Below are 15,410 nucleotides of genomic sequence, written 5' to 3'. Positions count from 1 at the left end.
GTTTGCCCGCCTCAGAGGCAGGCCTTGAAATAGTCGTCGAGCACGAGGTCGACCATGGCGAGCGAGAGGCCATGGGCGGTGGGTTCGACCCGGCCGCGCCGGACACCCTCGTAGACGCCGCGCAGATACTGGCTGATCAGCGTCTCGGGAATCGGCGTGTTGCCGAAGAGAGCGAGCAGGTCCTCGGCCGCCCTGGCTATTTCCGGCTCCGGCCAGTAGTAGCGGATGCGGTCCGAGTAGCTGAAGTGCCGCTGCAGGCGCTGCTCGTCGGGCGTGCCGAAGTAATACTTCGCCCAATTGTCCGGATGGGCGAGCATCACCCGCTCGAAGGTGGCGGAGAGCGTTTCCTTGCGGCGGCCGGCGTAGAGAACCTCGGCGATGTGGTCGAGGCCGTAGAGCGCCTCGCGCAGCGCGAAGGTCAGGGCTGGACCGACCTTGAGGATGGAGAACCCGTTGTCGACGAGCGCCTTCAGCGCCTCCGGCGTCTGATAGTCGGTGGAATGCGCCTCGAAGACGAACCCCTTCAGTTCCGACAGCGTGGCCGAGAGCGAGGCCGCCTTGTCGACGTCAAAGGCGACGACGTTGTGGTTGCCGAACTCGACGCCGGGCTGCACCACCGCGCCGACGGCACGCTCGAAGGCGTTGGCGATGCCAGCCTTGGCGAAGGCCTCGCGGTGGACGCGGATCGTCTCGCGGGCCGCATCGGGTTTGGTGACTTCCAGTTCCTCGATCTCTTCCATGGCGCCGCCGGGGATCGGCACCTCGGTGCCGACGATGTAGACCGGCTTGACGGCGGCATCCTTGGTCGCCGCTTCGGCGACGGTGGCAAGCGCCGCCGCCCGTTCGGCGGTCAGCGCATCGGCCAGCGCCACCGGCTCGCCGGCGCAGCCCATCGAGGTGTCGAGATGGAGCTTGGTGAAACCGGCCCTGGCGAAGGCGTCGATCATCACCTTGGCCTTGTCCATGGCCTCAGTGGCCGGCAGCTTCTTCCACGGATTGGGTCCGAGATGGTCGCCGCCGAGGATGACGCGGTCGAACGGGAAGCCGACGCGCTTGGCGATCGCTTCGACGAAATCGCGGAAATCCCGCGGCGTCATGCCGGTATAGCCGCCATCCTGGTTGACCTGATTGCAAGTCGCCTCGATCAGCACCGGCAGGCCGAGGCGCGCGGCATGGCGCATGGCCGCCTCGATCACCACCGGGTGGGCCGAGCAGATCGACGGAATGCCGCGCAGACCGGAGCTACGGAAGCGCCACGTGGAAATGTCGCTGAGCGGGTTGGTAGCCATGTCTTCAGCTCCTTTGTTCGGCAATCAATGCATCGAGTTCGGCGCGCGTCGACGCACCTTCCATCGGGCCTGAGCGGGTAACCGCGCGGGCGCCGGCGGCGTTGGCATAGCGAAGCGCCGTCTCGGGATCGGCGCCGGCAAGCCAGAAGGTGACGAAGGTGGCGCCGAAGCAGTCGCCGGCCCCAGTGGGATCGACTTCCGTGACCCGGAGGCCCGGCAGGCTGACCTCGCCGGTCGCGTCGAAATAGCTGGCGCCAGCCGCGCCTCGCTTCAGAACCACCGCCTTGACGCCGCCCCTCAGCAGGTTGGCGATGGCTTCCTTCTCGCTGTCGGCCGGCGAGAACAGGAACAGTTCTTCGCCGCTCGGCAGGAACAGGTCGGTTTCGGCCAGCACGACGGCCAACGCCTCGCGCATGCCGGGGCTGTTCAGGATCTCGGCGCGAAGGTTGGGGTCGAACGACACGGTGCCGCCTTTGGCCTTGATCTTTCGTGTCGCCTGGAGCACCGCCTCGACCACGCTCGGCGCATAGAGCGACGAACCCATGACATGCATGTGGGTGCAGGTCTCGACGAGGTCGGCGGCTGGGCCCTTCAGCTCGATGCTGCCGCAGGCGCTGTGGCGGATATTGAAGACGAAGTTGCGGCCGCCATCCTCGCGGTAACGCACGAAGGCGCTACCGGTCGTTCCGAGTGGGTCGACCTCGATGCCCGAGACGTCGACGCCGTCCTGCTTCAGGCGGTCAAGGTTGACGTGGCCGAAGTCGTCGTCTCCAACCCGCGAGATGATCGCGGCCGCCTGCCCGAGCTTGCCGACCTGGTCGATGAAGATGGCCGGCGCGCCGGAGGGGAAGGGACCGATCAGCTTGACCGGTTCGCGAAAGCCGTTGCCGCGTTCGGTCGCGACGATTTCCACCAGCACTTCGCCGATGGTGAGAACCTTGCTCTGACCCATTATTGCTTGGCCCGCTTGGAGCGAACGTCAAGCCAGACGGCCAGCAGGATGACCAGGCCCTTGACGATCAATTGATAGAAGTAAGGAACGGACAGCATGTTCATGCCGTTGTTCATGATGCCGATGATCAGCGCGCCGATGAGGGTGCCGATCATGGTGCCCACGCCGCCGGCGAGACTGGTGCCGCCGAGGACGGCCGCCGCGATGGCGTCGAGCTCATAGCTGGTGCCGGCGTTGGTCTGCGCCGAGTAAAGGCGCGAGGAGAGCAGGATACCGGAGATCGCCGCCATGATGCCCGAAATCATGAAGATGGTGATCTTCACCCGGTCGACCTTGATGCCCGAATAGACCGCCGCTTCGCGGTTGCCGCCGGTGAGATAGGCCCGGCGACCAAAGGTCGTCTTCGACAGGAGCACGTGGTTGAAGACGAACAGCACCACGACGATCCAGATGATGATCGGCAGGCCGACGAAGCTTTCGGCGCCGATGGCGATCCAGGTGGGATCTTCGATCATGGCCGGCGCGCCGTTGGTCGGCAGGCTGACGAGACCTCGGAAGATACCCATCGTCGCCACCGTCACGATGAACGACGGCAGCCCGAGCTTGGCGGTGAGCACGCCGTTGACGAGCCCCATCGCCGCGCCGGCGAGCAGCGTCAGCACGAGCGTCGGTACGAAGCCGAAGCCGGCCAGAAAGGCCTGCGCGGCGGCCATGCCGGCGACGGCGATGATCGAGCCGATGGAGAGGTCGATCTCTCCGAGCAGGATGACCCAGGTCATGCCGAAGGCGGCGATGGCGATCACGGCGATCTGCTGCAGCACGTTCATGAAGTTGGCGACCGTCATGAAGCGCGGGTTCATCACCGAAAAGATGATGCAGAGCACCACAAGGGAGGCCAGGATGCCGCCATACTGACGGAGCATCTTGGCATAGGGATTCTGGGCGAAGCTTGCGTGTTTCTCATCGCTCATGACGTGATACCTGTCGCGTGGGCCATGACCGTTTCGGGCGTCGCGCCGCCGGGCAGCGTGGCGCAGAGCCGACCTTCGTGCATGACGACGAGCCGATCGCTCATCCCGAGGACTTCCGGCAGCTCGGAGGACACCAGCAGGATCGCCGTACCCTCGGCCGCCAGCTGGCGGATGATCTTGTAGATTTCGAACTTGGCGCCGACGTCGACGCCGCGCGTCGGTTCGTCGAGGATCAGGATGCGCGGCTGGGTCAACAGCCACTTGGCGAGGACCGCCTTCTGCTGGTTGCCGCCCGAGAGCGAGCCGACCGGCGTGTCGACGGATGCCGTCTTGATGGTCAGGCGGCCCACTTCGTCCGTTGCCGCCTTGCGCTCCTGGCGCTTGCGCATGAAGCCGAGCGCCGCCGCGAAGCGGCCGAGCGCCGCCATCGAGATGTTCCACTCGACGCTATGGGCGAGGACGAGGCCCTCTTCCTTGCGGTTCTCGGTGACGAAGGCGATCCGGCGCCCGATGGCGTCGACCGGCGACGAGATGGTTGCCGTCTCACCGTCGATGCGAATGCTGCCGGTGGCCGACTTCATGCCGAACAGCGCGTTCATCATCTCCGAGCGACCGGAGCCGATCAGGCCGAAGAAGCCGAGGATTTCGCCCTTGCGCACGTCGAAGGAAACATTCTCGAACTCGCCGGACCGGCTGAACCCCTCGACGGAGAGGATCGGCGCCTCGCTTGTCGCCGGCGCGGCGGCGAGGCGCAGCGGGTAGATCTCGTTCATCTGCCGTCCGACCATCATGGCGATCAGTTCGTCGATGGTGACGTCTTCCCGCTGCCGGGTGGCGATGAACTCGCCGTCGCGGATGACGGTGATGTCGTCCGAGAGCCGCATGATCTCTTCCATGCGGTGCGAGATGTAGATGACGGCGACGCCCTTGGCCTTCAGCCGGTCGATGATCGAGAACAGGATCTCCGTCTCGGCATCGGTGAGCGAAGAGGTCGGTTCGTCGAGAATGACGAGGCGTGGGTTGGGGATCGACAACCCCTTGGCGATCTCGACGAGCTGGCGCTGGGCCATGGAGAGATTGCCGACCTTCTCGGTAACGTCGATCGGCAGGCCGAGGTCGCGGACGATCTCGGCGGCGCGGCGTTCAAGGGCCTGATCGTTGATGAACCCGTAGACCGAGGGCTCGCGGGTTGCGAGGATGTTCTCGGACACCGTCATGTTGTTGCAGAGGCTGAGCTCCTGGAACACGATGGTGAGGCCACGGGCCGCCGCCTCTTGCGGATTTTCCGGCTTGTAGGGGCTGCCACAGAAATCCACTTCGCCGGTCGTGGCGTGGTAGACGCCGGCCAGGATCTTCATCAGCGTCGACTTGCCGGCTCCGTTCTCGCCGAGCAGCGTATGAACGCGGCCGGCGCGCACCTCAAGGTGCATGTTCTTGAGCGCGGCGACCGGGCCGAACAGCTTGGATACGTTGTTGATCTTGAGAATGACGTCGCTGGTCGCGGCCGACATGCCCGCCTCCTTTCCGACGCGAGTGCCCTCGGCGCGACTGACGCCGGACTGGCCGTTGAGAAAAGGCGCGGGACCGCCCAAAGACTGCCCCGCGCTCCTTCAGCTTATATCACTTGCCGGTGTAGACGCCCGGCTCGATCGGCTGCTCGGCCGGCACATCCTTGCCGGCGATGACGTCGATCGCCGTGTCGACGGCCTGCTTGCCCATCTCACCCGGGAACTGCTGGATGACGCCGACCATGACGGGGTTGGTGTCCACCGCGTTGCGGGCTTCTTCCATGCCGTCGAAGCCGATCACCTTGACCTGGTTCTCAAGACCGGCCGACTTCACCGCCACGGCGGCGGCCAGCGCGGCGTCGTCACCGAAGCCGAAGATGCCCTGGATGTCTGGATTGGCCTGCAGCATGTTCTGTGCGGCGGCCAGCGCCTCGGCGCGGGTGATGCCGGTCTGCTGAGCGACGATCTCGATGTCCTTGTGCTCGCCGATGGCCTTCTTGAAGCCGTCGATGCGGTTCACCACCGACTGCACGGTCGGATAGTCGATGATCGCAACCTTGCCCTTGTCGCCGAGCTCCTTGGCCATCAGCTCGCCGGCCTTGACGCCGCCGGTGTAGTTGTCGGTGCCGATGTAGGACGTGACATCGACGCCGCTGGCCGGCACGTCGACGGTGATCACCTTGATGCCGGCCTTCTGGGCCTTCTCGATCACGGCCTTGACGCCCTTGCTGTCGACCGGCGACAGCACGATGACGTCGACGCCCTTGACGATGAAGTCCTCGACGTCGGCGAGCTGCTTGTTGAGGTCCTGGTTGGCGATCGCCACTTCGAGCTTGACGTCCTTGGCGGTCGCCTCGGCCTTCATGGCGTCGGCGAGCTCGATGTAGAACGGATGCTGCTGGGTGAGAAGCGAGGCGCCGATGCCGTCGGCCATGGCCGACGTGGCGAGGAAGGCGAAGGCGGAGCCGGCGAGAGCCAGGCGAGCAAGCGAACGAATGGTCATCTTGTTCCTCCCACAAGGCCGCCGCTCCGACCCATCCTCGGGATCAGGAGACATGTCGGCCGGTGTTGAGCTGTTGGGCGAGTAAGCTCCGCATGGCGAAACTCCGCCCTTTAAGGCCGTGACAGGCCCTTTGACGAACGCGCCCCGACGAAGGTTCTCCTCCGTCTTGGCCAAGCGAACACATCATGGAATGTTGTCGCATGTCAACATAGAAATTTTACGCGCGTAATAATTTCGGGCGCCGTATGAAATGTTCGTGCATTCGGCACTGCATCATCGCTTTTCGCTTCCTTCAGATGCCGCAGGAGCATCGATGCGTCGCCCGCTCGACCGATCGAAGACGTGAACGCCGCCGGGCGCAACAATGACGCCAGCGCTCGTCGTCTCGGCGACTCGTCCCGAGTGGGTGACGATGAGGGGATGTCGGCCAAGGCGGCCGAAGACGTGCGACTCGTGTCCCGTCGGTTCGATCAGATCGATGGCAATCCGAAGCGCACCGGGCGTCGCCACGTCGGCGAGCGCAAGGTGCTCGGGGCGAACACCGATTGTTACGGCCGTTCCCTCGGCCACGGCGTGGTTTTCGAGCGGCATCCGAACGCCTTCGTCGGTTTCGGCGAACAGTTGCTCACCGTCACGCCGTGTGGTCGCGTCGATCAGGTTCATGGCGGGCGAGCCGATGAAGGTGGCGACAAACAGGTTGGCCGGACGATCATAGAGGTCCAGCGGCGCGCCCACCTGCTCGACGCGGCCGCCATTCAGGATGACGATGCGGTCGGACATGGTCATCGCCTCGATCTGATCGTGCGTGACGTAGATCGACGTGGTGCCGAGCCGTCGCTGCAATGCCTTGATCTCCGCGCGCATCTGCACGCGGAGCTTGGCATCGAGGTTGGAAAGCGGCTCGTCGAACAGGAAGACGCGCGGCTTGCGTACGATCGCCCGTCCCATGGCGACGCGCTGACGCTGACCACCCGACAGAGCCTTCGGCATGCGATCGAGATAGGGTGTGAGGCCGAGGAGATCGGCTGCCTCCTTCACGGCCCGTGAGATCTCCGGCTTCGGCACGTCACGGAGCTTCAGGCTGAACCCCATGTTATCGGCGACCGACAGATGCGGATAAAGCGCGTAGTTCTGGAAGACCATGGCGATGTCACGGTTCTTCGGCGCCACGTCGTTGACCTCGCGGCCATCGATGGAAATGGTGCCGCCGGAGATGTCCTCAAGCCCGGCAATCATCCTGAGCAGGGTCGACTTGCCGCAGCCGGACGCGCCGATCAGCGAGATGAACTCCCCATCGCGGATCGCGAGGTCTATGCCGTGGATCACCTCCTCTGCGCCGTAACGCTTGACGAGGCGATAAATGTCGACGGTAGCCATGAGAAACTCCTGCAACGGATGGGGCAGGCCGCCGGTCGCCGGCGGCCCGGACGCGGCTCAACCGAGCATCACCACTTTGGAGAGGTGGCGCGGCTGGGTGCTGTCGATGTTCTTGGAGTTGGCAATCCGCTCGCCGAGGATCTGCATCGCCGCCAGCATCTCCAGCGAACGCTGCAAGCCTTTGGTGGCGATCGGCAGGCTGAGGTCGCCCGGCCCGCCGAGGCCGATGACCTTGGCGCCCTTCGTCCGGAGCTCCGCAACGAGCTTGGCCTCTTCGTTCGGCTGATCCTCGCTGTAGAGCATGACGACCACCATGTCCTCGTCGGCGAGGCTCATCGGGCCGTGCCGGTACTCCATGGTGTGGAACGGCTGCGACACCGAGATGCTCATTTCCTGCAGCTTCAAAGCGCCTTCGGAAGCGATGCCGAAGTAGACGCCGCCGCCGAGCACCACGAACTTGTGCCGCCCCGTCGCCACTGCCGGCGCCTTTTCTCCCATGGTCGCCACGGCGGCGCGTGCGCCGGCCACCACGGCCTGCTCCACCTTAACGCCGGCCATGCGCAGACCCATCAGCAGCATCAGGCTGGCCGACGACGACATGACGATGCCCTCATCGGGGTGGGTGGGCGCGAAGGCGACGATGTCCGCCGCCTTGGCCATCGAGCTATCCTTCTCGCAGGTGATGGCCACGGTACGGATGCCGAGCTTGTGGCTCTCGCGAACCGCCTGCACCACTTCCGTCGATTCACCGCTGCGCGAGATGCCCACAACCACGGCGCCCGACAGGTCGGGCAGATAGGAGCGGTGACGCAGCGCCCATTCCGAGCCGGCCACGGCGATGGCGCGCTTGCCGTTCTCGTTGAAGGCAACGGCGAGGCTCATCGCGACATAGTAGGAGGTGCCGCAGCCGACAAAGACATAGGTGTCCGCCTCGACGGTCGGCAGCAGGATGTCGATCGCTTTTTCCCAGAAGGAGAACTGTTCGACGATGACGCGTTCGGTGGTGTTCATGGGAAGTCGTCCTTGACTGGTCTCTGGGAGGTTACTTGGTCGCGCCGGCCATCAACCCGCTGACGAGGTAGCGGTTGAGGAACAGCACGAGCAGAACGGGGGGGATGATGGCGAGGATGCCGGCGGCATTCATCAGGCCGAAGTCGATGTAGTTCCGGGTCACGAACTCTGGGATCAGCACCGTCAGCGGCTTGGTGGCGAGCGTCGGCGAGAACACCAGGGGCACCATGAATTGGCCCCAGGCGTTCAGGAAGGTGAGAATGGCGCTGGCGATCAGTCCAGGCGCCGACAGCGGCAATACGATATAAACGAGCGTGTAGACGCGCCCGGCGCCGTCGAGCCAGGCCGCTTCTTCGAGCGAGATCGGCATCGCCTGATAGACCGAACGCATCAGCCACAGCGCCAACGGCAGGAAGGCCGACACATAGATCAGCGTGATGCCGGTATAGGTGTCGATTAGCTTCAGTGAGATCATCAGCCGGTAGAGCGGGATCATCACCGTGTAGGCGGGAATGGCGAGCGTCGCCACCACAGCGACGAACAACAGGTCACGGCCGGGAAACTCCAGCCGCACGAAGGCGTAGGCGCCGAAGGCAGCGATCGCCACCGTCACTACCGTCGCCAGCCCCGAGGTGATCAGGCTGTTGGTGAGGGCCGCCGAGAACTGAGGCCACACCGATTGCACGGTGTTGCCCTGCGACATGCTGGTGGCGCCGAACAGCTTGGCATAGTGCTCGAAGCTGATCTGCTGCGGCCATAGAGACGGCGTGCCCAACAGATGGAGCGGCGGCGTCAGCGAAGTGACGAGCGACCAGTAGATCGGCCCGAGCGACCAGGCGACCAGCAAGATCACGGCAACGGCGGTACCGATCCGCCCCGGCAGCGTTGAAAGACGGGCGCGCATCTCAGTCATACCTCGTTTCGCGATAGACGCGGAGCACATAGATCAGCGACACCAGGAGTGAGGCGAGCATCGCCAGGATCGACAGCGCCATGCCGCTCGAGAATCGCAGGTTCTGGAAGGCGGTGAGGTAGACCTGGATGATCACCGAGCGAGTATCGAGGCTGGAGCCGGACAGGATCCAGGCTTCGTCGAATAGGTTGAAGGCGAACACCGTCGACTGGCTGAGCGCGATGGCAAGGCCGCTTGCGATCAGCGGTAGCGTTACCAGACGGAAGCTCTTGATCGGACCGGCGCCATCGAGCCTTGCCGCCTCGTAGAGATCACGCGGAATGCTCTGCAGGGCTGCCAGCAGGATCACCGCCGTCAGCGGCATCATGCGCCAGACGTGCACCAACGAGATCAGGAATAGAGCCGTTGCCTGATCGTTGAACCACACCTTGCGGGCGTCAATGACGCCGAGCCACAAAAGGGCATGGTTGAGCAATCCGTAACTCGGGTTGAAGATCCACATCCAGACGATGGCGTTGACCACCGGCGGCAGGCACCAGGGCAGCACGGTGATGGCGAGCAGCCATTGCCGGCCGTGCTTCACCCGGTTGAGCAGCAAAGCAGCGCCCAGGCCGCCGATCGTTTCGAGCACAACCGCGATTGCCACATAGGCGAAGGTGTTGAGCCAGGCCGTCTGCACGTTGCTGTCAGCGAGGAGGGAGCCGTAATTGGCAAGACCCACGAAGGGTGTGCCCGGCTTCATCGGGTCGATCCGATAGAAGCTGTCGATCACCGAGGTGGCGAGCGGCCAGAACACTAGGCTCCCCATCACGACAACAATGGGGATGACGAGGGCGGCGGCCAAGGCGAGCTCACCCGGCGCTCGGTTTCGTCTGGGATGGGAGGAGGGCATAGGAACTCTGCATTCTCCAGGCAGCCGTCAGGCGCACGAGACCAGCGTCCCGGGCGGCAAGGGGGCCATGGCAGAGGAAAGTCGGACTTGGGCGCCGCCCGGTCTCCCCGGACGGCCCCCGTCGGAGCCTGCGGTCAGTTGGCCTGTGCCTCTTCGGCCGCCTTGGCGATCGCCGCGATGGCGTCATCGACGCTGAGCTGTCCCTTGGCAGCCTGATTGATGGCGCTTGCCACCGCCGTTGAGAACTGAGGATACCAGCCCGGTGTGCCCTGAGCGATCAGTGGCTCGACGACCGCCGCCTGCTCGAGCAGCACATCGCCCTGCTTCAGTTTGCCCTGCTCGTTGAGCGCCCTTAGTACCGACATGCGCGGCGGCAGATTGCCGAGCGCCTCGTAGGCGGCGATCTGGTTCTGCGGCATGGCCATCCAGGTGATGAAGGCCTCTGCAGCTTTGGCGTTGACAGCGCCGGTCGGAATGCCCACCGCCTCGGGCAGGCCGAAGGTGCGGGACTTGCCGGTTGTCGAGGGCATCAGCGCTGCTGCAACGTCGTTCGCTACCTGCGACTTGGCGGGGTCGCTGTAGACGGAGAGGTTGCCGGCCCAGCCGGCGACGTCGAAGGTGAGCTTGCCGGCCTTGAAGACTTCCTGGACCTCGACGTCCTTGAGGCCCGTCGCGGCCGGATCGATCAATCCGTCTTTCAACGCGCCGATCTCAAAGGCCAGTGCCTTGTAGCCGCCGGAGTCCTTGTCGGTGAACAGGGGCTTGAAATCCTTGTCGAACAGGTCGCCGCCGAAAGCCTTGGTCAGGAGATACCAGGCGGTGGAGGTGCCTTCGGTCGCCGACAGCGGCAAGCCGATCGGATAGTCGGCGATGCCGGCGCTCTTCACCGCCTTGGCGGCTGCAAGCAGTTCATCGGGAGTCTTTGGGGCGGCCATGACTCCGGCCTTGTCGAGATGGGCCTTGTTGTAGATGAGAACACGGAAATCGTTGCTGTAGGGCACGGCCAGGAGCTTGCCGTCATAGCGGAAGATCGAGGCGGTAGGGATGTCGCTGATGACGGCCTTGTCGATCTTGCCATCGAGCGGCTCATACCAGCCGGCAGAACCAAACTGACCGACCCACGACCAGTCCACTTCGGTGGCGTCGGCGGGAGCCGTGCCGGCCACCATGGACGTGATGATCTTGGTGCGGATGTCGTCCCAACCGAGTGTCTGGGCGTCCAGGGTTACGCCGGCGTCCTTGGCGAAGCGGTCGGTCATCTCCTTGGGCAACGTGCCCCAGGGTGGCAACAGTACCGTAAGCGTGTCGGCTGCGAGTACGCTGCCGGCGAACGAGGCGAGGAGTGGCAAGGTCAGCGCTGAAGCAAGAAAATTACGTCTTTTCATTATCGTTCCCCTTCTTGGTCAGATTGCCTTTCAGGCCAGGGCCGTCTGGAGGGCTGTGCCCAACCGGTCGACCCAGGCGTCATCGACTGCCCAGCCGGCAAGCCGGGCGGCCCTGAGCGCCGCACCACCGACGGGCGGCAGGCGCGGCGATGATGGCGATGTGCCGAGGCGCAGCGTCATCTGGTCCAAAATGGTCGTGGCGTTGAACACGCCGCCGGCATAGCTCCAATGGATCGGCGGGGAGCCGCCGCAGCGGCGCCAGGCAACGGCGAGCTGTTCGGAAAGCTCGGCTGCGGCCCGTGCGAGGAGTCGGCTGGCGACTTCGTCGCCCCCTGAGGCCAAAGACGTCACGTGGCGGGCCAGACCAGCGATGCCCGAGCGACGACTTGCGAGCCCGTAGCACCAAGCCATCAACTGGTCCTGCCGGATGCCCATGGCGGTGAACATCCCCTCGGCGAAGGCCGGCACCGCTTCGCGGCCGTCGACATGGCGCGACAACAGCGTCAACGCTTCGCGGCCAAGCCAATAGGCGCTGCCCTCGTCGCCGAAAATGTCGCCCCATCCGCCGATCCTGATATGCGGGCTGTCGGCCTCGCCGAGGCTTGCCCAGGCCATCGAGCCGGTGCCGGCAAGAATGAGGGCGCCGGCGCCGCAGGCGAAGGCCCCGTCAAAGGCGATGCGAACGTCGTTCTCGACGATGGGGTTCTGAGGAAAGTGCAGTCCGACGGCGGCGATCTGCGCCTCGGTAAATGCGTCCACCTCGCCGTGAAATGGCAGACCAAATGCCGAGGCCTGGAGGTTGGCGTCGCCGACCGTGTCCGCAAGCACGGCGATATCGGAGATCCAGTCGCCGTCAGCGGTCGGGTCGAGGCTGGGGAGGCGCCACAGCGATGCGATGCTGGCGTCCGGCGTCACCAGGGCGGCAACGGTCTTGGTGCCGCCGCTGTCAACGCCGAGCACGTTCATGCTGCGTCTCCATCCAGTTCGGCGCTCTCATAGGCATCGAGGCTCACTGTGCGTGTCCGGCAGCCAGCCTGCGCCAGCTTGTCGAGCCATTGGGCGGTGAGGCTGTCGTCGGTTATGAGATCTAGCCGCTCGTCGAGCCGCGTCACCTGATAGGTCGCGCGCTGTCCGAACTTGCTGGCATCGGCGAGCACGGTGGTGCGCGCCGACCGAGCAATCATCTTCTCGTTGAGCCGCGCCTCGTCCTCGTCCATCGTGTAGGTGCAGCCGTCGTCGCCCACCGTGCTGGCACCGAGGAACAACTGGTCGAACCACAGCCGGTCCAGCATGCTTTCGGCCAGCGCGCCGAGCACCGAGGCGTTGCGCGAGCGAAGTCGTCCGCCGAGCAGCGTCACCTGAACATCGTTGATGTCAGTCAGCACCTGCGCCACCGCCAGGCAGTTGGTGAACACCGAAATCGGCAACGGATTCATCCGGATGCGGCGAGCGACCTGCAGCACGGTGGTGCCGGCATCGAGAAACACCGACATGTCGGGCCTGAGGTCGGCATAAGCGGCAAGCCCGATCGCTCGTTTGGCGGCGATGCAGGACTGCTCGCGGACCTCGAAGGCCGCCTCGATGCCGGCGGAGTCCGCAATGCGGGCACCGCCATGCGTGCGGTGGATCGCCCCTTCGGTTTCGAGTGTCAGCAGGTCGCGCCGAACGGTGGGAAGCGAGGCGCCGACAGCATCCGCGATCTCGTGGATCGAGGCGGACGTCTTTTCAAAGAGGTAGTGCCGGATCGCCGACAGGCGGTCGTCCTTCATGCTGTGATCCTTTGTGATCGTATGCCGCATTAATATTCACAAATCGATCAATGTCAATCAAAAGAAGCATAATTTTATGATCGTTTTTGGATCGACAAATCCATGGTGCCGATTTCAGTGTCCGTGCGTCGGAGCTTCGTCGACGACTTCCTGGGCTTGTTCGGGGGGCGACAGGCAGAGTCCGGAGACGACAGCATCTCTTGTGAGAAGCGAACTCCGGTTAAGCGTATTGCCGAAGGTTTGCCGCGTCGGCAGTGCTTTCTGAAAGAGTCAAAATTCACTAAGTTATTGAATAGACTTAAATATATGACCTTGTCCCACCGGATAGTAAGTGAAGCTGACCAGAGGCGCACCTGCGCAGCCGTAAACGGCGCACCTCCGCTCACGGTCGGCCCGGGCGAAGCTTCGTTCCGACTGTTCGCACCCCTTAACCGATGCGGTTGGTCGTTTCGCGATCGAAGATGTGCAAACGCGCGCCATCCAGCGCGATATGCAGCGGTTGGCCGACTTCGGCGGCACCGCGTTCCAGCGTGTAGATCTTGAGGTCCTGGCCGAGCAGGCGAACGTGCACGATGGTGCCGAAACCGGTCGGCTCCACCAGATCGACGCGCGCCGCGTAGCTACCCGCCTCCGGGCCGGCGACGATGCGGACGTGTTCGGGCCGGACGCCGACGGTGACCGCCTGTCCATCCTTGAGATGAACCCCGTCGGGAACGGCGATCTTGCTGCCGTCATCGGTTTCAATGGCGCCGGCGCGGCAATGTCCCTCCACGAAGTTCATGGCTGGCGAGCCGATGAATCCGGCAACGAACAGGTTGGCCGGGCGGTCGTAGAGATCGAGCGGATTGCCGACCTGCTGGATGATGCCGCCGTGCATGGCGACGATGCGGTCGGCGAGCGTCATCGCCTCGATCTGGTCGTGGGTGACGTAGACCGAGGTGGCGCCGATCGACTTGTGCAGCCGCTTGATCTCGGCGCGCATCTGCTCGCGCAGGCGGGCGTCGAGGTTGCTCAGCGGTTCGTCGAACAGGAAGGCCTTGGGATGGCGAACGATCGCCCGCCCCATGGCGACGCGCTGGCGCTGGCCGCCGGAGAGTGCCTTCGGCCGCCGCTCCAAGAGCGGATCGAGGCCCAGCTTGCCGGCAGCGGCCCCGATCGCATCAGTGATTTTCTCCCGCGCGGTCTTTCTGAGCTTCAGGCTGTAGCTCATGTTGTCGGCCACCGTCATGTGCGGATAGAGCGCATAGGACTGGAACACCATGGCGATGTCGCGATCCTTGGGCGCGACCTCGTTGATGCGGCGGTCGTCGATGCGGATCTCGCCGGCGGTGATGTCCTCGAGCCCGGCGATCATCCGGAGCAGCGTCGACTTGCCGCAGCCGGACGGACCGACCAGCACGACGAACTCGCCGTCGGCGATGGAGAGGTCGATGTCGTTCAGCACCGGCACGGTGCCGAATGTCTTGGTGATCGACTGAATGGTGATGGAAGCCATGGAACGCTCCTCAGCCCTTCACCGCGCCGGCCGTCAGGCCCTGCACGAGATAGCGCTGGATCAGAAGGAAGAACAGGCAGGCCGGGATCAGCGCCAGCACGCCGGCGGCCATCATCTGCCCGAAGTCGACGGAGAACTTGGAGACGAATGACAGGAGGCCGACCGGGAAGGTGGTGGCCTGGTTGCCGGAAATCAGCATCAGCGCGAACAGCAGTTCGCTCCATGCCGCCGTGAAGACGAAGCCGAGCGTCGCGGCGATGCCGGGCAGCGTCAGCGGCAGGACGATCTGTCGGAACGCTGTGAATCGCGTGGCGCCGTCGATCATCGCCGCGTCCTCGAGATCCTTCGGGATGCCGTCGAAGAACGACTGCATCAGGAAGGTGGCGAACGGCACGTTGAAGGCGACATAGACGATGACGAGGCCGGTGAGGCTGTTGGTGAGGCCGAGCGGCGAAAGCATCTTGAACATCGGCGCGATCAGCATCACCAGCGGGAACATCTGGGTCAGCAGCAACAGGCCGACGATCCAGTATTTGCCGCGGAAGACGAAGCGCGACATAGCGTAGCCAGCCAGCGAGGCGACGATGGTGACGATCACCGCCGTCGCGCCAGAGACGATGGTCGAGTTGAGGAAGAAGGTCGGGAAGCTCGAGTGCGTCAGGACGAACCGGTAGTGCTCAAGGCTCGCTTGCGACGGCCAGAGCCGGATGCCCTCGGTATAGAGCAGGCTGGTCGGCGTCACCGACACCTTGAGCAGCCAGAACAGCGGGAACAGGGCGAAGGCCACGTAGGCGAGCACGGCCAGCCGATGCAGCACGGTGAGGACGATGCGCTTTCTGGTCATG

The 15,410-nt window shown here is 64.4% G+C and carries 14 protein-coding genes; all 14 read right to left on the bottom strand.

The window, feature by feature from the left end; genetic code table 11:
• Nucleotides 1-11 precede the first annotated feature (11 nt).
• Entirely contained in the window at nucleotides 12-1,289 is a 1,278-nt protein-coding gene (locus tag M4J39_RS08600; protein WP_251727394.1) for a D-tagatose-bisphosphate aldolase, class II, non-catalytic subunit, read from the bottom strand.
• 4 nt (nucleotides 1,290-1,293) lie between these two features.
• Complete coding sequence (locus tag M4J39_RS08595; protein ID WP_251727393.1) at nucleotides 1,294-2,241, bottom strand: sugar kinase; 948 nt, start codon at nucleotides 2,239-2,241, stop codon at nucleotides 1,294-1,296.
• A complete protein-coding gene (locus M4J39_RS08590; protein ID WP_251727392.1) occupies nucleotides 2,241-3,212 on the bottom strand; it encodes an ABC transporter permease in 972 nt (323 codons plus the stop codon). Before M4J39_RS08590 ends, M4J39_RS08595 begins: the two co-directional genes overlap by 1 nt.
• Nucleotides 3,209-4,723 carry a sugar ABC transporter ATP-binding protein gene (locus tag M4J39_RS08585; protein ID WP_251727391.1) on the bottom strand — a complete coding sequence of 505 codons (1,515 nt, stop codon included), beginning with the start codon at nucleotides 4,721-4,723 and terminating at the stop codon, nucleotides 3,209-3,211. Before M4J39_RS08585 ends, M4J39_RS08590 begins: the two co-directional genes overlap by 4 nt.
• A 109-nt stretch (nucleotides 4,724-4,832) precedes the next feature.
• Entirely contained in the window at nucleotides 4,833-5,723 is an 891-nt protein-coding gene (locus M4J39_RS08580; RefSeq protein WP_251727390.1) for a substrate-binding domain-containing protein, read from the bottom strand.
• A 273-nt stretch (nucleotides 5,724-5,996) separates the two neighbouring features.
• Nucleotides 5,997-7,100 carry an ABC transporter ATP-binding protein gene (locus M4J39_RS08575; RefSeq protein WP_251727389.1) on the bottom strand — a complete coding sequence of 368 codons (1,104 nt, stop codon included), beginning with the start codon at nucleotides 7,098-7,100 and terminating at the stop codon, nucleotides 5,997-5,999.
• 57 nt (nucleotides 7,101-7,157) lie between these two features.
• Nucleotides 7,158-8,111, bottom strand: a complete 954-nt coding sequence (locus M4J39_RS08570; protein WP_251727388.1) for an SIS domain-containing protein — start codon at nucleotides 8,109-8,111, stop codon at nucleotides 7,158-7,160.
• A 31-nt stretch (nucleotides 8,112-8,142) separates the two neighbouring features.
• A complete protein-coding gene (locus tag M4J39_RS08565; RefSeq protein ID WP_251727387.1) occupies nucleotides 8,143-9,024 on the bottom strand; it encodes a carbohydrate ABC transporter permease in 882 nt (293 codons plus the stop codon).
• The gene (locus M4J39_RS08560) at nucleotides 9,017-9,868 is read right to left on the bottom strand and encodes a carbohydrate ABC transporter permease (protein ID WP_251727386.1); all 852 of its coding nucleotides are present in this window, start codon (nucleotides 9,866-9,868) and stop codon (nucleotides 9,017-9,019) included. Before M4J39_RS08560 ends, M4J39_RS08565 begins: the two co-directional genes overlap by 8 nt.
• A 182-nt stretch (nucleotides 9,869-10,050) precedes the next feature.
• On the bottom strand, nucleotides 10,051-11,301 hold the full coding sequence (locus tag M4J39_RS08555; protein ID WP_251727385.1) for an extracellular solute-binding protein: 1,251 nt from the start codon (nucleotides 11,299-11,301) through the stop codon (nucleotides 10,051-10,053).
• A gap of 30 nt (nucleotides 11,302-11,331) precedes the next feature.
• A complete protein-coding gene (locus tag M4J39_RS08550) occupies nucleotides 11,332-12,267 on the bottom strand; it encodes an N-acetylglucosamine kinase (RefSeq protein ID WP_251727384.1) in 936 nt (311 codons plus the stop codon).
• A complete protein-coding gene (locus M4J39_RS08545; RefSeq protein ID WP_251727592.1) occupies nucleotides 12,264-13,088 on the bottom strand; it encodes a DeoR family transcriptional regulator in 825 nt (274 codons plus the stop codon). The genes M4J39_RS08550 and M4J39_RS08545 overlap by 4 nt, the downstream gene beginning before the upstream one ends.
• A gap of 409 nt (nucleotides 13,089-13,497) precedes the next feature.
• Nucleotides 13,498-14,565 carry an ABC transporter ATP-binding protein gene (locus tag M4J39_RS08540; RefSeq protein ID WP_251727383.1) on the bottom strand — a complete coding sequence of 356 codons (1,068 nt, stop codon included), beginning with the start codon at nucleotides 14,563-14,565 and terminating at the stop codon, nucleotides 13,498-13,500.
• 10 nt (nucleotides 14,566-14,575) lie between these two features.
• The gene (locus M4J39_RS08535) at nucleotides 14,576-15,409 is read right to left on the bottom strand and encodes a carbohydrate ABC transporter permease (protein WP_251727382.1); all 834 of its coding nucleotides are present in this window, start codon (nucleotides 15,407-15,409) and stop codon (nucleotides 14,576-14,578) included.
• Nucleotide 15,410: the final 1 nt, after the last annotated feature.

The organism is Pleomorphomonas sp. NRK KF1, assembly GCF_023721755.1.
Taxonomy (GTDB): domain Bacteria; phylum Pseudomonadota; class Alphaproteobacteria; order Rhizobiales; family Pleomorphomonadaceae; genus Pleomorphomonas.
Note: the sequence above shows the minus strand (reverse complement) of the source record. Positions and strands in the feature narration are given on the sequence as shown.